Raw genomic sequence first — 16,653 nt, forward strand, 5'->3', positions numbered from 1 at the left:
CGAAGCACAGTACGTGTATTGTGTCTCGTGTGTCAATCTTCGCGAAAATAACAACGGATGAGCTCTCTGCTCTCCGGAGCGCAACCGCAGTTCAGGAGAAGTGATGACCGAACCTTTGGCGGTGCCGGTATGGGCGTGGGTCGCGGTCATGTCGGCCATCGTCGTGATGCTGGCCATCGACCTGTTCATGCATCGCGACAACCACGTCATCGAATTCCGCGAGGCGGCGGTGTGGTCGATCCTGTGGATCGGCGCAGGACTCGGTTTCGGAGCTGTGCTGTGGTGGACCTACGGGGGCGAGGTCGCAGGCACCTACTACGCCGGATATCTCATCGAGAAGGCGCTGTCGGTCGACAATGTGTTCGTCTTCGCTCTGATCTTCACCTATTTCGCCGTTCCCGACCGTTATCAGCACAAGGTGCTGTTCTGGGGCGTCATCGGTGCGCTGCTGTTCCGGTTGGTGTTCATCTTCGTCGGCGCCGAACTGCTCACTGCGTTCTTCTGGACCGCCTACCTGTTCGGTGGATTCCTGATCTACACCGCGTACAAGATGGCCTTCAAGCACGACGAGGATCTTCAGCCCGAGAAGAACCTCCTCGTGCGCCTGGTTCGTCGGGTGATTCCGGTCGACCCGAACTACCACGGTGACCGGCTGATCACGCGGATCGACGGGAAGCGGGTTGCGACGCTGCTGTTGGTGGTGCTCGTCGCCGTGGAAGCCACCGACCTGATCTTCGCGATCGACTCCGTCGCCGCGGTGCTGGCGATCACCACCAGCACCTTCCTGGTGTGGACGGCGAACGCGTTCGCCGTGCTGGGACTGCGCAGTCTGTACTTCTGCCTGTCCGGGTTGATGCGCCGGTTCATCCATCTGCACTACGGCCTGGCGTTCCTACTCGCCTTCGCCGGGGTGAAGCTGATCCTGTCGGAGACGCCGGTGGGCAAGCTACCCATACCGCTGACGCTGTCGGTCATCGTGGTGACGCTGGCGGTGTCGATCGGCTGGAGCCTGGTGGCGACCCGAAACCGAGACGCCGTCGACGATGAGAAAGGAGTTGCGTCCCGCGATTGATGAAACGTCTTTCGTGAACAGGGCAGTATCATGGCGCGGTGGCTGCGACGAAGCGAACGCGAACGACGACGACGCGGCGGCGCGCGCCGAGCACGGACCGGCCGGCCCGACGCGCTGCGGGCGCCGGGTCGGGCGGGCGTCTGCCGGAGGCCGGTGCCGAGCGGCCGCGCACCTGGACGTTTCTGACCAACCACGCCCATGTGCTGCTGTGTCTGGCCCAGGGGGAATCCCTGACCGCCCGGGAACTCAGTCAGCTGATCGGCATCACCGAGCGCGCCGTGCAGGCGATTGTGGCGGACCTCATCGCCGACGGTTACCTGGACAAGTCGAAAGAAGGCCGGCGCAACCGCTACACCGTCAACCCTTCGGGCCGGCTGCGGCACCCACTGGAGTCGGCGCACACCGTCGGAGAACTGATCGAAGCACTGACCTGACCCCGATTTCGGGCGGGCGGCTCATCCCAACCGGAAGCCGACCGGCTCAGGTGAGCCAGGCGCCGAGTCGGCGCAGCGCCTCCTCGATGTCAGAGGTCGGTCCGGCGAACGACAACCGCACGAACGCCCCGCCCCGCACGGTGTCGAAATCCACCCCCGGCGCGATCGCGACGCCGGTGTCGGCCAGCAGCTTCTCGCAGAAGGTCAGCGAGTCGGTGGTCAGGTGGGAGACGTCGGCATACACGTAGAACGCACCGTCGGTGGGGGCGAGTTTGTCCAGGCCGAGGGCGCGCAGGCCGTCGAGGAGCAGTCTGCGGTTGGCGCCGTAACCGTCGAGCAGCGCCTCGGCCTCGGCCACCGACTCCGGTGTGAACGCCGAGACGGCAGCCAACTGGGGGAGCACCGGTGGGCAGATGGTGAAGTTGCCGGTCAGACAGTCGACCGCGCGGCGCAGTTCCTGCGGTACCAGCAGCCAGCCCAGACGCCAGCCCGTCATCGCGAAATATTTCGAAAAACTGTTGACCACAACAGATTCCCGTGATGTCTGCCACGCGCAACTCGTCGCCGGTGCGCCGTCGTACACCAGGCCGTGGTAGACCTCGTCGCTGATCAGGCGCACCCCGTTCGAGTCACACCACGTTGCGATCGCGGCGAGCTCCTGCGGGGGAATGACCGTGCCGGTCGGATTGGCGGGACTGGCCACGATGACACCCGAGACCGGCGGATCGACGGCAGCCAACATCTCGACCGTCGGCTGGAACCGGGTCTCGGGACCACAGGGCAACTCGACGACGTCACATCCCAGGGCGGAGAGGATGTTGCGGTAACAGGGGTATCCGGGGCTGGCGATGGCCACCCGGTCACCGACGTCGAAGCAAGCCAGGAACGCCAATAGGAAGCCACCCGAAGAACCGGTGGTGACGACGACATCGTCGGCGTCGACGGCAAGCCCGTGCCGAGCGCGATAGGACTCGGCGATCGCTGCGCGCAGTTCGGGGATGCCCAGCGCCACCGAATAGCCGAGCTGGTTGCGGGTCAACGCCGCGACGGCGGCCTCGCGCACCGCCGACGGCGCGCCTGCGCTGGGCTGGCCGGCCGAAAGGTTGACCAGATCACCGTGGGTGCGCTGACGCTCGGCAGCAGCCAACCACACGTCCATGACGTAGAACGGCGGGATACCGGAGCGCAGAGCTGGGCCCCTGTTGCTCCTCGCGTCCGCAGAAGTCACGGTGTCCAGGCTAGAACACCTCGGATTCGAGACGGCGCAGCTGCTGTCTCGGGGGCCCGAGCAGCTGAGCGCTGCCGTGCGCGCGCTTGAAATAGAGCTGGATGTCGCTTTCCCAGGTGATCGCGATGCCGCCGTGCATCTGCACCGCTTCGGCGGCCACCGCGGAGAAGGCCTCGCTGGCCGCCAGCCTGGCCAGTGCGGCCGACGTCGGTGACGGGTCGGCGACCGCCTCGGCGACCACAGCCCGCGCCGACTGCACCGCGACGTGGAGGTCGGCCATCCGGTGCTTGAGGGCCTGGAAGCTCCCGATCGGGCGACCGAACTGCACCCGGTCCTTGGTGTAGGCGACGGTGAGGTCCAGGCATCGCGTCGCGGCGCCGATCTGCTCGACGGCCAGCAGGATCGCAGCAGTGTCGGCCAGGCCGGGGTCGGTACCCACCGTCGCGGTGGCCTTGGCTTCCACCACAGCCAGCCGCCGCGTCGGGTCCATGGAAACCGATGGGGCCGCGGTGAACTCTGTCCACCGGGTCAGCGTCTCACCGTCGGTCGCGATGACGACGTCGGCGACGTCGCCGTGGACCACGTAGCGGCGGCCGGTCTGCTCCTCGCGCAAGCGCTCGTCGGTGTCAAACACCACCGCTCCGATCGCGGTCCCCTCGGCGAGAGCCCCCAGGGTCTCGCCATCGGGATCGTCGACCGACAGCAGCGCGAGCTCGGCCAGGGTGGTGCCCCACAGCGGGGTCGGCACCAGCGCCTTACCCAGCTCCTCGAAAACCACGGCGGCATCCGCCAGTTCGCCCCCGGCGCCACCCAGCTCTTCGGGAACCATCAGTGCCGCGGCGCCGACCTGCTCGCACAGCATCGTCCACAGCGCCTCGTCGTAACCGCGCTCGGAGGCCATCGCCTCGCGAACGGCCTCGGGTGTGGCGTGCTTGTCCACGAGCGCAGCGACGGTGTCGCGCAGCAGTTCGCGTTCTTCGCTCATCTACAGGGCCTCCAGTACTCGCCGTCGATGCCAGGTCGGATCACCCCATGCGGGTCGCAACGCCTGTACCCGCAGCAACTGCAGCGACAGATCGTGTTCGGCGGTGAAACCGATCGCCCCGTGGGTCTGCAGGGCGGACCTGGCGGACAGCAGGGCGGCGTCGGCTGCGGCCACCTTGGCGGCGCTCACGTCGCGGGCGGTGTCGGGGGAGCGGTCGGCCAGGGACAGCGCTGCACCGTAAACCAGCGGGCGGGCCAGTTCGACGGCGATGAGCACGTCGGCCAGCTTGTGCTTGATGGCCTGGTAGGTGCCGATCACAGTGCCGAACTGGCTGCGCTGCTTGGCGTAGGCGACCGCGGCGTCGAGCATTCCCTGCGCGGCGCCCACCAACTGCGCGGCGGTGGCCAGCGCCCCGAACTCGAAGGCCAACGCCGTGTCGGCCGACCAACCGTCGCCGGTTGCCTCGACCGCGAAGATCTTTCGACTCGGATCCACCGACTCGTGTTCGGCGCCGGGACTCGCCTCGTGGACCTGTCCGTCACCAGCCAGCAGCACCAGGCCGGCGGTGGCGGCGTCCACGGCGCGCGGCACCCATGGCGGCTGCGCGACGGTGGCGATGAGCTCACCGGACGCCAGGGCGCCGAGACGCTCGTCGTCGCCCAGCAGAATCGGTGCCACCGCAACGGATTCGACGACCGGGCCGGGCACACACCAGCGGCCCAGCCGCTCCATGGCCACCACCAGGTCGACCGGATGGGCGTCGATGCCGTCGAACCGCTCCGGGACCATCAGTGCGGTCACACCCAGGTCGGTCAGCTGGGCCCACACCTTGCGGGCGGGTGCGGTGTCGCCGTCGGCCCACGACCGCACTGCGGTCGGCAGGTCGGCGGCGCCGAGGGCCGCATCGATGCTGGCCGCGAAGTCGCGCTGCTGTTCGTCGATCTCAAAGTTCACGTCGATCTACTTTCGGGGCAGGCCCAGCAGCCGCTCGGCGATGATATTGCGCTGAATTTCGTTGGTACCGGCATAGATCGGGCCGCCGAGGGCGAACAGCAGGCCGTCAGAGACGGAATCGGCGATCTCGCCGTCAGCTCCGCGAAGGTCGAGCGCGGTCTGATGCAGCGCGACGTCGAGATCGGACCAGAACACCTTGGTGACCGAGGACTCCGCCCCCAGTTCTCCACCGTTGCTGACGCGGGTGACAGTGCCGAAGGTGTGCAGCCGGTAGGCCTGCGCTTTGATCCACGCATCCGCCACCCGATCGGTGAATGCCGGGTCCGGGTTCTGCTTCCACTGGGCCACCAGGCGCTCGGCCGGTGCCAGGAAGCGGGCCGGGCTGCGCAACGACATTCCGCGCTCGTTGCTGGACGTGCTCATGGCCGCGCGCCAGCCGTCGTTGGCCTCGCCGATCACGTCTTCGTCGGGGACGAAGACGTCGTCGAGGAAGATCTCACCGAACCCGGTGTCGCCGCCGAGCTGGGCGATCGGCCGGACCGTGACACCGTCGGCCTTCAGGTCGAACATCACGTAGGTGAGGCCCTTGTGGCGCTGCGCTTCGGGGTCGGAGCGGAACAGGCCGAACGCCCGCTCGCCGAACACCGCGCGGGAGCTCCAGATCTTCTGGCCGTTGAGCAGCCACCCGCCGTCGGTCCTGGTGGCCGTCGAGCGCAGCGACGCCAGGTCGCTGCCGGATTCGGGTTCGGACCAGGCCTGAGCCCAGATCTCTTGACCGCTGGCCATTTTCGGCAGTATTCGGTCGCGCTGTTCTTCGGTGCCGTGCGCGAACAGCGTCGGCGCCAGCATCGAGGTGCCGTTGGCGCTGGCGCGACCCGGTGCGCCGGCCCGGAAGTACTCCTCTTCGAAGACCACCCATTGCAGCAGCGTCGCGTCTCGGCCGCCGTAGCGTTCCGGCCAGGTGATGACCGACAGTCCCGCATCGAAGAGCACCTTGTCCCAACGCCGATGCTGTTCGAAACCTTCGGCGGTGTCGTAGGACTTCGTCGGGAACGCGTCGGTGTTCGCGGTGAGGAACTGTCGCACCTCGGCGCGGAACTCGTCGGTGGCGTCGTCGAACGTGAGATCCACGTCAGGCCCTTTCGCTTCGCTGTCGGAGAAGGGGTTTGACGACCTTGCCGCCGGGGTTGCGGGGCAACGCGTCGATGAACTCCACCGAGCGGGGGGTTTTGAAATTGGCGAGGTGTTCGCGGGTGTGGTCGATCACCGACTGCTCGGTCAGGTCGGCTCCGGGCAGCACGACGACGAAGGCCTTGCCGACCTCGCCGAGCCGGTCGTCGGGCGCGCCGATCACCGCGGCCTCGGCGACACCGTCGAGCCGGGCCAGCACCTGTTCGACCTCGGCGGGATAGACGTTGAACCCGCCGCAGATGTACATGTCCTTCAGCCGGTCGGTGATCCTCAGGTTGCCCGCGTCGTCGAGTTCACCGACATCGCCGGTGTGCAACCAACCGTGCGAATCGATCGCCGCGGCGGTGGCATCGGGATCGTCGAGATAGCCCAGCATCACGTTGGGCCCGCGGAGCAGCACTTCCCCCTGGTCGCCGATGCGCAGCTCGAAGTCGGCGATCGGGCGACCCGAGGTGGTCGCGACGGTCACGGCGTCGTCGTCCGCGCGGCACATCGTGCCGAACCCGCTGGCCTCGGTCAGTCCGTATGCGGTGAGCACGATGTCGATGTCGAGCTCGTTCTGCATCCGCTCGATCAGTACGACCGGGATGGTGGCGGCACCCGTGACGGCGAACCGCAGCGAGGACAGGTCGTAATCCCCGCGTTTGGGGTGGTCGAGCAGCGTCTGATATATCGTCGGAGGCCCGGGCAGGACGGTGATCCGGTGCTGCTGCACCGCCTGCATGGCGGCCTGGGGGTCGAACGTCAACTCCGGGAACAGCGTGGCGCCGGTCTGCAGGCAGGCCAGGATTCCGGCCTTGTAGCCGAAGTTGTGGAAGAACGGGTTGATGCACAGGTATCGGTCGGCCTCTGACAGCTGACCGCAGGCCGCCCAGGCCGCCGATGCGTCGAGCGACTGGCGGTGCGCACAGAGCACGCCCTTACTGCGCCCGGTGGTACCGGAGGTGAACAGGATGTCGGACACATCGTCGGGGCCTACTGCCGCGGAACGGGCGTCGACCTCGGTCAGCTCGACGTTGGCGGCCCGGGCCACGAACTCGTCCCATGTCCCGTCGTCGGAGTCCACCGGGATTCGCACGATGTGCCGCAGCGCCGGCAGTTGCGCGCGGTCCACGCTGGCGGCCTTGTCGGTGCCCAGGAACTCGCCGGAGGCGAAGAGCAGCGGAGCGCCGGTTCGCGCCAGGATGTCGGTGGCTTCGCTGGCGGTGTAGCGGGTGTTCAACGGGACCAGCACCGCACCGGCGCAATGGGTGGCCAGGCATGCCACCACCCAGTGCCAGGTGTTCGGCGACCAGACCGCCACGCGGTCGCCGGGCTGGACACCCAGGTCGATCATCGCCGCGGCGGCCTGCCGGACGTGGCTGCGCAGCACGGCGAACGTCAGCGTCTGCGCCGGTGTCACCACTGCGTCGTGGTCGGGCAGCTCGCGGGCGATCCGGTCGAGAACCGCGGGAGTGGTTCTCGGAGAGGTCGTCATCGATACTCCTCTGGGGATCGGGTACCCGAGCAAGTGCTTGGTAGGTTAGCCTACAAGGGTGATAGAGGTCCAGGAGTTCCGGTCGGAGGTCCGCGACTGGCTCGCCGAGAATCTGGTGGGTGACTACGCCGCGCTCAAGGGGCTGGGCGGGCCGGGTCGCGAGCACGAGGCATTCGAGGAACGGCTGGCGTGGAACCGGCATCTGGCCGCTGCGGGGTTGACCTGTCTCGGCTGGCCGACCGAGCACGGCGGCCGCGGACTGTCGGTCGCCCACCGCGTGGCGTTCTACGAGGAATACGCCAAGGCCAACGCCCCCGACAAGGTCAACCACCTCGGCGAGGAGCTCGTGGGTCCCACGCTCATCGCCTACGGCACCCCCGAGCAGCAGCAGCGGTTCCTGCCGAAGATCCTCGACGTCACCGAGCTCTGGTCACAGGGCTATTCCGAGCCCGGCGCGGGCAGTGACCTCGCCAACGTCGCAACCACCGCCGTACTCGACGGCGACCAGTGGCGCATCAACGGCCAGAAGGTCTGGACCTCGTTGGCGCACTGGGCGCAATGGTGTTTCGTGGTGGCGCGCAGCGAGAAGGGCTCCAAGCGGCACGCCGGTCTGTCGTATCTGCTGGTCCCGCTGGATCAACCGGGCGTGGAGATCCGCCCGATCATCCAGCTGACCGGAGACTCGGAGTTCAACGAAGTCTTCTTCACCGACGCCCGCACCGACGCCGACCTCGTCGTCGGTGAGCCCGGTGACGGATGGCGGGTGGCGATGGGCACGCTCACCTTCGAACGCGGTGTCTCCACGCTGGGGCAGCAGATCCGTTACGCCCGTGAACATTCCAACCTCGTCGAGGTGGCCAGGAAGACGGGCGCGGCCGACGACCCGCTGATCCGGGAACGGCTGACCCGGTCGTGGGCCGGGTTGCGTGCGATGCGCTCGTATGCGCTGGCGACGATGGACGAGGAACAGCCGGGCCAAGATTCGGTGTCGAAATTGTTGTGGGCCAACTGGCACCGCGAGCTCGGCGAGATCGCGATGGACGTCCAGGGCATGGCCGGCCTGACCCTGCCGGACGGCGAGTTCGACGAATGGCAGCGGCTGTACCTGTTCTCGCGATCGGACACCATCTACGGCGGATCCAACGAAATCCAACGCAACATCATCGCCGAGCGCGTGCTCGGCCTGCCCCGGGAGGCTCGACCGTGACCGACCTGTCCATCGCGCCCGAGGAGATCCCCGGCCACGGTCTGCTCACCGGCAAGGTCGTGCTGGTGACCGCGGCGGCAGGCACCGGCATCGGGTCGACGACGGCCCGTCGCGCACTGGCCGAGGGGGCCGACGTCGTGGTCTCCGACTACCACGAGCGCCGGCTCGGCGAGACCCGCGACGAGCTCGCCGCGCTGGGGCTGGGCAAGGTCGACGCCGTCGTCTGCGACGTCACCTCCACCGAGGCCGTCGACGCGCTGATCAACAAGACGGTCGAGAAGGCCGGCCGGTTGGACGTGCTGGTGAACAATGCCGGTCTGGGCGGCCAGACCCCGGTGGTCGACATGAGCGACGACGAGTGGGACCGGGTTCTCAACGTCACGCTCACCTCGGTCATGCGGGCCACCCGCGCTGCGCTGCGCTATTTCCGCGACGCACCCCACGGCGGCGTGATCGTCAACAACGCCAGCGTGCTGGGTTGGCGGGCACAGCATTCGCAATCCCACTATGCGGCGGCCAAGGCGGGGGTCATGGCGCTGACCCGCTGTGCGGCTGTCGAGGCGGTCGAGTTCGGGGTGCGGATCAACGCGGTGTCGCCCAGCATCGCCCGGCACAAGTTCCTGGAGAAGACCAGCAGCTCCGAGCTGCTGGACCAGCTCGCCCAGGGTGAGGCGTTCGGCCGGGCCGCCGAGCCGTGGGAGGTGGCGGCCACCATCGCGTTCTTGGCCAGCGACTACTCCAGTTACCTGACCGGCGAGGTGATCTCGGTCTCGAGCCAGCACCCATGACCGCGCAGCGCCCCGCGGCTCCGGCGAACACCCGACGTGACGAGCTCCTGCGTCTCGCCGCGGCGATGTTCGCCGAACGGGGCCTGCGGGCGACGACGGTGCGTGACATCGCCGACTCGGCCGGCATTCTGTCCGGCAGTCTGTATCACCACTTCTCCTCGAAGGAGGAGATGGTCGACGAGGTGCTGCGCGGCTTCCTGGACTGGCTGTTCGACCGATACCAGCAGATCGTGGCTACCGAACCGAACCCGCTGGAGCGGCTCAAGGGACTGTTCATGGCGTCGTTCGAGGCGATCGCCACCCGTCATGCCGAGGTGGTGATCTACCAGGACGAGGCCAAACGGCTGTCGTCACAACCGCGGTTCGCCTATGTGGAGGAACGCAACAGGCAACAACGCAAGATGTGGGTCGACGTGCTGACCGAGGGCATCGAACAGGGGTTGTTCCGTCCCGACGTCGACGTCGACCTGGTGTACCGGTTCATCCGGGACACCACCTGGGTTTCGGTCCGCTGGTATCAGCCCGGGGGCCCGTTGACCGCCGAACAGGTTGGTCAGCAATATCTTTCGATCGTTCTCGGTGGTATCACCACGACACAAGGAGACTGAACAATGGCTGTCACATCTCAGGCGTACGTCATCGATGCCGCGCGCACGGCGATCGGCAAGCGCAACGGATCCCTGGCCGGGGTGCACCCCGTCGACCTCGGAGCCGCCGGCTGGCGGGGACTGTTCGACCGCGTCGACGTCGATCCGGCCGCCGTCGACGACGTCATCGCGGGCTGTGTCGACGCCATCGGCCCGCAGGCCGGCAACATCGCGCGGCTGTCCTGGCTCGCGGCCGGGTACCCGGAGGAGGTGCCCGGGGTGACCGTCGACCGGCAGTGCGGATCCAGCCAGCAGGCCATCTCGTTCGGCGCGCAGGCGATCATGTCGGGCACCGCGGACCTCATCGTCGCCGGCGGCATGCAGAACATGAGCCAGATCCCGATCAGCTCGGCCATGACCGTTGCCGAGCAGTTCGGTTTCACCTCCCCGACAAACGAATCCAAGAGTTGGCTGCACCGCTACGGCGACCAGGAGATCTCCCAGTTCCGCGGCGCGGAGATGATCGCCGAGAAGTGGGACATCTCCCGCGAGGAGATGGAGCAGTTCGCGCTGACCAGCCACCAGCGCGCCCAGGCCGCCATCCGGGCCGGGTACTTCGAGAACGAGATCATCCCGGTCGACGGCTTCGTCACCGACGAAGGCCCGCGGGAGACGTCGCTGGAGAAGATGGCCGGCCTGAAGACGCTGGTCGACGGCGGCCGGCTCACCGCCGCGATGGCCAGCCAGATCTCCGACGGCGCCAGCGCCGTGTTGTTGGCGTCCGAACAGGCCGTCAAGGACCACGGCCTGACGCCCCGTGCCCGCATCCACCACATCAGTGCGCGCGGCGCCGACCCGGTTTTCATGCTCACCGGCCCGATCCCGGCCACCCGCTATGCGCTGGACAAGGCCGGCCTGACCATCGACGACATCGACACCGTCGAGATCAACGAGGCGTTCGCTCCCGTCGTGCAGGCCTGGATCAAGGAGACCAAGGCCGACCCGGAGAAGGTGAACCCCAGCGGCGGGGCGATCGCGCTCGGACACCCCTTGGGTGCCACCGGCGCGAAGCTGTTCGCGACGATGCTGAACAACCTGGAGCGCATCGGTGGCCGCTACGGCCTGCAGACGATGTGCGAGGGCGGCGGCACCGCCAACGTCACGATCATCGAAAGGCTCTGAGCCCGAACCTCAGTGGTCGTGCAGGATGACGCCGCGGATGTTGCGTCCGTCCCGCATGTCCTGATATCCCTCGTTGACCTCGGCCAGCTTGTACTCGTGGGTGACGGTTTCGTCGAGTAGCAGCTTGCCCTCGCGGTAGAGCGACAGCAACCGCGGGATGTCGGCGCGGGGGTTGGCCTCCCCGTAGAGGCTGCCCAGCAGCCGCTTCTGGAACAGCGTGAACATCATCATGCCCAGTGTCGGCTGATTGTCCGCCATGGTGGACAGCGCTGTCATCACCACCGCGCCGCCCTTGCGGATGATGTTCGCGGCCTCCTCGAGCATCGAGCCTTCCAGCAGGCCGACGGTCAGGATGGCAGAGTCGGCCATGACCCCGTGGGTCAGGTCGGCGACCAGGGCGGTGGCCCCCTCCATCGACGTGACGAAGTGGGTGGCGCCGAATCGGAACGCCAACTCCCGCTTGGCCTCCACCGGTTCGACGACGACGATCTTCTCGGCGCCGGCCAGCCGGGCACCCTGGATCGCGCCGCTGCCGATGCCGCCCAACCCGATGATCACCACGGTGTCGCCGGGGGACACGTCGGCGGTGTTGACCGCCGAACCCCACCCTGTGGTGACTCCGCAGCCCAGCAGGCAGGCGCGTGACAGCGGGATGTCGTCGTCGATCTTGACGATCGACGCTTCGGGGACGGAGCCCATCTGCGAGAACGTCCCCACGAACGCCATCGCTCCCACGTTCTGGCCGCGTGCCCGGCGCCGGTAGGTACCGTCGACCTGGGTGCCCGCCATGATCAGGGCGCCCAGATCGCACAGGTTCTGGTGACCGGTGGAGCAGAACCGGCAGCGGCCGCAGGCCGGCAGGAAGGATGCGACGACGTGATCGCCGGGTGCCAGGCCGACGACACCGGCGCCGACCTCGCGCACGATCCCGGCCCCTTCGTGTCCACCGATCAGGGGCAGCGGGGCAGGCAGATCACCGGTGCGGATGTGTTCGTCGGAGTGGCACAGGCCGGTGGCCTCCCAGGACACCAGGACCTCGCCGTCACCGGGCGGATCGAGGTCGATTTCTTCGACGGTCCACTCGGACCCGTACTCCCACAGGATGGCGGCGTTGGTCTTCATGGTTCGGCAGTCTAAGAAGACGCGGGTCCGCTGCGGGCGGGTTTACCCCGACTGGACTCGCCGCAGCGCGGATCAAGCGATGAAGCCGGACGCCTTCTGGAGATGCTCGACAGCCTCGGCCACGATCGCGGGGACCAACTCGGCGCACGAGGGCAGGTCGTCGAGCATGCCCGCCACCTGCCCGGACGCCAGCACCCCGGCATCGGTGTTGCCCTCGACCAGGCCGGCCTTGAGCAGCATCGGCGTGTTCGCCGCCATGATCACTTGCGACCAGCTCAGGTCTTTTCCGTGACGCATCTCCATGCCGTCACTGATCATCGAACGCCACGACATCTTCGACATCTTCTTGAACTTCTGGGCATTGAGCACCGCCGCCGACAGGCCTCGCAGCGGCGAGCCGCTCTCGAGCTTCTCGACCAACCCGGTACGCAACACCCGGTGGGGCATGCCGTCGACCTTGGTCGAGACCACTGTCCCGTCGAGTGCGGACGCGAGATACCGCTGCTTGACCGAGTCGGGGACGGTCGAGTCCGACGTCAACAGGAAGCGGGTGCCCATGGCGACGCCCGCGGCCCCGTAGGACAACGCGGCGGCGAGTCCCCGGCCGTCGAAGAAGCCGCCCGCAGCGACCACCGGCATACCGGTGTCGGCCACCGCGTCGAGGACCGACGGCAGCAGCAACGTCGTGGCGATCGGTCCGGTGTGGCCGCCGCCTTCGCCGCCCTGCACGATGACGGCGTCTGCGCCCCAGCCGGCGACCTTCTTGGCGTGCTTGGCCAGCCCGACCGACGGGATGACGACGACGCCGGCATCTTTGAGCTTGGCGATGAGGTCCGGCTTGGGAGCCAGGGCGAAGGAGGCGACTTTGACTCCTTCGCTGATCAGGAGGTCGACGCGGTCGTTCGCGTCGCCGGCGTCGGCGCGGATGTTGATGCCGAACGGTTTGTCGGTCGCGGCCTTGACCTTGCCGACAGCGGTTTTCAGTTCGTCGAGGGTCATGGTCGCCGACGCCAAGATCCCCAGGCCGCCGGCGTTGGACGTCGCTGACACCAGCCGAGCACCGGCCACCCATCCCATGCCGGTCTGCACGACCGGATGTTCGATGCCGACCAGTTCGGTCAGCGGGGTCTTCAGCCGCGACGTCACGCTGGATCTCCGTTTCTCGCGCAAGCCCTCATGACCGAACCTCTTTGTCGCGCAGCGACTTGGGGTCGATGACCTCGCGCAGCAGTTTCTGCTCGTCACCCGTGGGAAGCCGGGTGGTGTCGGCGGTGTCGAGCCCGTGCACGTCGAAGGAGGTGTTCTCGGCGACCTGTTCGGCCGTCACCCCGGGATGCAGCGACACCGCACGCATCTGGTGGTCCGGGCCGTTGAAGTCGAACACGCCCAGGTTGGTCACCACCCGGTAGACGTTGACGAAGCGGTAGGCCGGGTTGTCGGGATCGACCTTGTCCCAGCCTATTCCGGACACGATATCGACGGAGTCACCGAAAACGCGCTTGGAGTGATTGCCCACCCAGTAGCTGGTGGCGTGGTTGATCGAGTTGCCGGGTGCGCCCCGGACCCCGAACATCTGGCGGGTCGGATGTTGCAGCGGTCCGAAGGCCGACAGGTTCTGGTTGCCGTAACGGTCGATCTGGTTGGCGCCCATCACCACATGGCGGCGGCCCCAGGCCAGTGTCTCGAACACCCGCCCGAAGGGCATCCAGCCCTCGATCGCCGCGGACGCTCCGATGGCGGGGGTGTCCGCGATGAGCCGCGCCTCGCCGTCGGTCAGCAGGATGTCGGGGGAGAAGGTCAGCCGGGCCAGCCGCGCGCCGACCGACACGATGGTGGTCATCGGGCTGACCATGATCTCGCCGGCGTCACGGAACAATTCGGCACAGGCGACAGCGCACACCTCGGCGCGGGTTGCGGACATCACTTCTGTGCCTCCTTCTGCTCCTCGGCGAAAGCGCGAACAGCCGCCTGGTAGTCGGCCTCGCTGCCCGACAGGAACCTCTGCACGAACGCCGACCAACTCTCGTCGCTGCCGGCGGCTTCGGCGTAGTGGCGCTGGAACTTCTCGTCACGGCGGTAGTCGGGTTCGGTGGTGGTGAAGTGGGCGCCGCCCGGCGCCTCGACGACCGTATCGACCATCATCCGGTTGATCAGCAGCGCCTGCGGCGGAACCGATTTGACCAGTTCCTCGGTGCTGACCACGTTCTCCACCGACAGCAGGCGACGCTGCGCCGACATCAAGAACAGATCGTCGAAGTACGGATCGATGCCGGTGTAGGCCGCGTTGCCGGCCGAATCGCCGAGGTTCATGTGCACGAAAGCGGCATCGAGGTTCAGCGCCGGCATCGCGATGAGTTCCTCGTAGCCGGAACCGGTCTGGTAAGGCGAGCGGACCGTCTTGAGTTCATCTCCCCAGAAGGTCCGCACGTCGCTGCCGAGACCGGCCCGGATCGGCAGGAACGGGAGTCGTTGGGCGGCGGCCTGCAGCCCGCAGCGCAGCATGCCCTCGTCCATCTCGCGGGCTTCGATCGTGCCGGACGTGCGCGCCTTGGCGAACCACGGATCGTAGAACGGCGGCGAATCCAGCGACACGAAGCCGTAGTACGCGCGTTTGACCTTGCCTGCCGAGCACAGCAGGCCGAGGTCGGGGCCGCCGTAGGTGACCACGGTCAGGTCGGTCACGTCGGTGCGCAGCAGTGCCCGCACGAATGCCATCGGCTTGCGCCGTGAACCCCATCCGCCGATGCCGATGGTCATGCCGCTCTCGATGGAGGCGACGGCCTCGTCGATCGTGGTTCTCTTGTCGCTCACGCCTTTTCCCCCTTCGACGTCCCCGCGAACGCGTCGCGGTGCTCGTCTGCGACGCCGGCGAGGTTCAGCTCGAACGTGAAGCCCTGCTCCATCCGGTAGCTCGAGTTGACCCGCTGCACGTCGATGAAGTTCAGCGCCTCCTTGGCGGCCCGGATCACCCGGGTGTCCTTGGCGGCGATGTCCCGCGCGACGCGCAGCGCCGCCTCGTCGAGATCGGCACGTGGCACGACCTCGTGCACCGAACCGTGATGCCGCAGCGTTTCCGCGTCCACGGTCGCGGCGGTGAAGAACAGCCGGCGCATCATGTGCTGGGGAACCAGGCGGGACAGATGGGTGGCCGCGCCGAGCGCACCGCGCTCGACCTCGGGCAACCCGAACTTCGCGTCGTCCGAGGCGACGATCACGTCGGCGTTGCCGACCAGGCCGATGCCGCCGCCGACGCAGAAGCCGTTGACGGCCGCGACGACCGGCACCGCACATTCGTACACCGCCCGGAACGCCTCGTAGCAGCCGCGGTTGGCGTCGATCAGCGCGGTGAAACCCTCGGTGTTCTGCATCTCCTTGATGTCGACGCCGGCGTTGAAACCGCGCCCCTCGGCGCGCAGCACGACGACATGGGTGCTGAGGTCTCGTCCGGCCGCAGTGATCGTGTCGGCGAGTTCGAACCAGCCGCGTGACGGGATGGCGTTCACGGGCGGGTAGTCGACGGTCACCGAGACGATGCCCGGCTCCACGGTTTTCGTGGCGATGCTCATCGCTGAACTCCTGGGTCTGCTGGGGTGGCTACCTAAGCAAGCACTTGCTTGGTACGCTAGCACAGTGACTGACGCCGTCGACAGTGCTGTCAAGCTGGGCCTGGAAGGCCGCGTCGTGCTGGTGACGGGGGGTGTGCGCGGCGTCGGTGCCGGCATCAGCGCGGTCTTCGCCGGCCAGGGCGCGACGGTCGTGACCTGCGCACGGCGCCCCGTCGAGGGGTCGCCGTGGGACTTCCATTCATGCGACATCCGCGACGACGACGCCGTCAAGACGCTCATCGACACGATCGTCGCCGATCACGGCCGTCTCGACGTCGTGGTCAACAACGCCGGCGGCTCACCGCACGTACCCGCTGCCGAGGCATCGGCCAAGTTCAGCCGCAAGATCCTCGAGCTGAACCTGCTTGGTGCCCTGTCGGTGTCGACCCACGCCAACGAGGTCATGCAGGGCCAGGAGTCGGGCGGCGCGATCGTCAACATCGGCAGCGTCAGCGGCCGGCGTCCCACCCCGGGCACGGTGGCCTACGGTGCGGCCAAGGCCGGCATGGAGAACATCACCGCAACGCTGGCCGTCGAGTGGGCGCCCAAGGTCCGCGTCAACAGTGTCGTCGTCGGCATGGTCGAGACCGAACAGGCCGACCTGTTCTACGGTGACGCCGACTCCATCGCGGCGATCTCGCAGAACGTTCCGTTGGGCAGGCTCGCCAAACCGGCCGACATCGGCTGGGCCACAGCGTTTTTGGCGTCCGACGCGGCGTCGTACATCAGTGGTGCGTCGCTCGAGGTGCACGGCGGGGGCGAGCCGCCGCACTATCTGTCGACCACCACCGCCGACATCAAAAAGTAGAAGGAGACTCTGG

Annotated in this window: 17 protein-coding genes; 7 read left to right on the forward strand and 10 right to left on the reverse strand. The window is 67.5% G+C overall.

The annotated features are described in order from the left end of the window. The first annotated feature begins 103 nt into the window (after positions 1–103). Together ACEWX3_RS03200 and ACEWX3_RS03205 are read left to right on the forward strand one after the other, a co-directional pair. A complete protein-coding gene (locus ACEWX3_RS03200) occupies positions 104–1,072 on the forward strand; it encodes a TerC family protein (protein ID WP_207065167.1) in 969 nt (322 codons plus the stop codon). 140 nt (positions 1,073–1,212) lie between these two features. Further along, positions 1,213–1,506, forward strand: coding sequence for a winged helix-turn-helix domain-containing protein (locus tag ACEWX3_RS03205; RefSeq protein ID WP_152519908.1), 294 nt, complete (start codon positions 1,213–1,215; stop codon positions 1,504–1,506). 46 nt (positions 1,507–1,552) lie between these two features. Here the strand turns inward: ACEWX3_RS03205 and ACEWX3_RS03210 are convergent, their stop codons facing one another. The 5 genes from ACEWX3_RS03210 to fadD3 all read right to left on the reverse strand — a co-directional run bounded on the left by ACEWX3_RS03210 (position 1,553) and on the right by fadD3 (position 7,341). Beyond that, positions 1,553–2,665 carry a pyridoxal phosphate-dependent aminotransferase gene (locus tag ACEWX3_RS03210; RefSeq protein WP_207065234.1) on the reverse strand — a complete coding sequence of 371 codons (1,113 nt, stop codon included), beginning with the start codon at positions 2,663–2,665 and terminating at the stop codon, positions 1,553–1,555. Positions 2,666–2,744: 79 nt separating this feature from the next. After that, positions 2,745–3,719: an acyl-CoA dehydrogenase family protein gene (locus ACEWX3_RS03215; RefSeq protein ID WP_374158680.1), complete on the reverse strand. Its 975-nt coding sequence runs from the start codon at positions 3,717–3,719 to the stop codon at positions 2,745–2,747. Beyond that, positions 3,720–4,673, reverse strand: a complete 954-nt coding sequence (locus tag ACEWX3_RS03220) for an acyl-CoA dehydrogenase family protein (protein WP_207065169.1) — start codon at positions 4,671–4,673, stop codon at positions 3,720–3,722. A gap of 6 nt (positions 4,674–4,679) precedes the next feature. Next, positions 4,680–5,804 carry an acyl-CoA dehydrogenase family protein gene (locus ACEWX3_RS03225; RefSeq protein ID WP_374158681.1) on the reverse strand — a complete coding sequence of 375 codons (1,125 nt, stop codon included), beginning with the start codon at positions 5,802–5,804 and terminating at the stop codon, positions 4,680–4,682. Position 5,805: 1 nt separating this feature from the next. Further along, positions 5,806–7,341 (reverse strand): 3-((3aS,4S,7aS)-7a-methyl-1,5-dioxo-octahydro-1H-inden-4-yl)propanoate--CoA ligase FadD3, encoded by a 1,536-nt coding sequence (gene fadD3 / locus ACEWX3_RS03230; RefSeq protein WP_374158682.1) that lies wholly within the window; start codon positions 7,339–7,341, stop codon positions 5,806–5,808. 58 nt (positions 7,342–7,399) lie between these two features. Here fadD3 and ipdE1 point away from each other — a divergent pair, with 58 nt between their 5' ends. From ipdE1 to fadA6, 4 genes are read left to right on the forward strand one after another with little or no spacing between them, the layout of a single operon-like run. Beyond that, on the forward strand, positions 7,400–8,548 hold the full coding sequence (ipdE1, locus tag ACEWX3_RS03235) for an acyl-CoA dehydrogenase IpdE1 (protein WP_207065172.1): 1,149 nt from the start codon (positions 7,400–7,402) through the stop codon (positions 8,546–8,548). Further along, complete coding sequence (ipdF, locus tag ACEWX3_RS03240) at positions 8,545–9,336, forward strand: (5R,7aS)-5-hydroxy-7a-methyl-1-oxo-2,3,5,6,7,7a-hexahydro-1H-indene-carboxyl-CoA reductase (RefSeq protein WP_374158683.1); 792 nt, start codon at positions 8,545–8,547, stop codon at positions 9,334–9,336. The genes ipdE1 and ipdF overlap by 4 nt, the downstream gene beginning before the upstream one ends. Beyond that, the gene (gene kstR2, locus ACEWX3_RS03245) at positions 9,333–9,944 is read left to right on the forward strand and encodes a TetR family transcriptional regulator KstR2 (RefSeq protein WP_152518870.1); all 612 of its coding nucleotides are present in this window, start codon (positions 9,333–9,335) and stop codon (positions 9,942–9,944) included. The genes ipdF and kstR2 overlap by 4 nt, the downstream gene beginning before the upstream one ends. Positions 9,945–9,947: 3 nt before the next feature. After that, positions 9,948–11,105: a steroid 3-ketoacyl-CoA thiolase FadA6 gene (fadA6, locus tag ACEWX3_RS03250; RefSeq protein ID WP_207065174.1), complete on the forward strand. Its 1,158-nt coding sequence runs from the start codon at positions 9,948–9,950 to the stop codon at positions 11,103–11,105. A 9-nt stretch (positions 11,106–11,114) separates the two neighbouring features. Here the strand turns inward: fadA6 and ACEWX3_RS03255 are convergent, their stop codons facing one another. From ACEWX3_RS03255 to echA20, 5 genes are all read right to left on the reverse strand, one after another. Next, complete coding sequence (locus ACEWX3_RS03255) at positions 11,115–12,227, reverse strand: NDMA-dependent alcohol dehydrogenase (RefSeq protein ID WP_374158684.1); 1,113 nt, start codon at positions 12,225–12,227, stop codon at positions 11,115–11,117. A gap of 72 nt (positions 12,228–12,299) precedes the next feature. Then, the gene (gene ipdC / locus ACEWX3_RS03260; RefSeq protein ID WP_207065176.1) at positions 12,300–13,373 is read right to left on the reverse strand and encodes a (3aS,4S,5R,7aS)-5-hydroxy-7a-methyl-1-oxo-octahydro-1H-indene-4-carboxyl-CoA dehydrogenase; all 1,074 of its coding nucleotides are present in this window, start codon (positions 13,371–13,373) and stop codon (positions 12,300–12,302) included. Positions 13,374–13,401: 28 nt separating this feature from the next. Then, a complete protein-coding gene (gene ipdB / locus ACEWX3_RS03265; RefSeq protein ID WP_173012116.1) occupies positions 13,402–14,148 on the reverse strand; it encodes a cholesterol ring-cleaving hydrolase subunit IpdB in 747 nt (248 codons plus the stop codon). Beyond that, on the reverse strand, positions 14,148–15,038 hold the full coding sequence (gene ipdA, locus ACEWX3_RS03270; protein WP_374158685.1) for a cholesterol ring-cleaving hydrolase subunit IpdA: 891 nt from the start codon (positions 15,036–15,038) through the stop codon (positions 14,148–14,150). The genes ipdB and ipdA overlap by 1 nt, the downstream gene beginning before the upstream one ends. Next, entirely contained in the window at positions 15,035–15,793 is a 759-nt protein-coding gene (gene echA20, locus ACEWX3_RS03275; protein ID WP_221354233.1) for a (7aS)-7a-methyl-1,5-dioxo-2,3,5,6,7,7a-hexahydro-1H-indene-carboxyl-CoA hydrolase, read from the reverse strand. The genes ipdA and echA20 overlap by 4 nt, the downstream gene beginning before the upstream one ends. A gap of 64 nt (positions 15,794–15,857) precedes the next feature. Here echA20 and ACEWX3_RS03280 point away from each other — a divergent pair, with 64 nt between their 5' ends. Beyond that, positions 15,858–16,640 carry an SDR family oxidoreductase gene (locus ACEWX3_RS03280; RefSeq protein WP_207065179.1) on the forward strand — a complete coding sequence of 261 codons (783 nt, stop codon included), beginning with the start codon at positions 15,858–15,860 and terminating at the stop codon, positions 16,638–16,640. Positions 16,641–16,653: the final 13 nt, after the last annotated feature.

Origin of the sequence: Mycobacterium sp. G7A2 (assembly GCF_041902445.1) — a bacterium.
Classification (GTDB): domain Bacteria; phylum Actinomycetota; class Actinomycetes; order Mycobacteriales; family Mycobacteriaceae; genus Mycobacterium.

Excerpts from the sequence above, each read along its gene's own strand:
- ACEWX3_RS03210 (WP_207065234.1), bottom strand. The coding sequence starts at position 2,665 with ATGGACGTGTGGTTGGCTGCTGCCGAGCGTCAGCGCACCCACGGTGAT.
- fadA6 (WP_207065174.1), top strand. The coding sequence starts at position 9,948 with ATGGCTGTCACATCTCAGGCGTACGTCATCGATGCCGCGCGCACGGCG.
- ipdB (WP_173012116.1), bottom strand. The coding sequence starts at position 14,148 with ATGTCCGCAACCCGCGCCGAGGTGTGCGCTGTCGCCTGTGCCGAATTG.
- kstR2 (WP_152518870.1), top strand. The coding sequence starts at position 9,333 with ATGACCGCGCAGCGCCCCGCGGCTCCGGCGAACACCCGACGTGACGAG.
- ACEWX3_RS03255 (WP_374158684.1), bottom strand. The coding sequence starts at position 12,227 with ATGAAGACCAACGCCGCCATCCTGTGGGAGTACGGGTCCGAGTGGACC.
- fadD3 (WP_374158682.1), bottom strand. The coding sequence starts at position 7,341 with ATGACGACCTCTCCGAGAACCACTCCCGCGGTTCTCGACCGGATCGCC.
- ACEWX3_RS03215 (WP_374158680.1), bottom strand. The coding sequence starts at position 3,719 with ATGAGCGAAGAACGCGAACTGCTGCGCGACACCGTCGCTGCGCTCGTG.
- echA20 (WP_221354233.1), bottom strand. The coding sequence starts at position 15,793 with ATGAGCATCGCCACGAAAACCGTGGAGCCGGGCATCGTCTCGGTGACC.
- ACEWX3_RS03200 (WP_207065167.1), top strand. The coding sequence starts at position 104 with ATGACCGAACCTTTGGCGGTGCCGGTATGGGCGTGGGTCGCGGTCATG.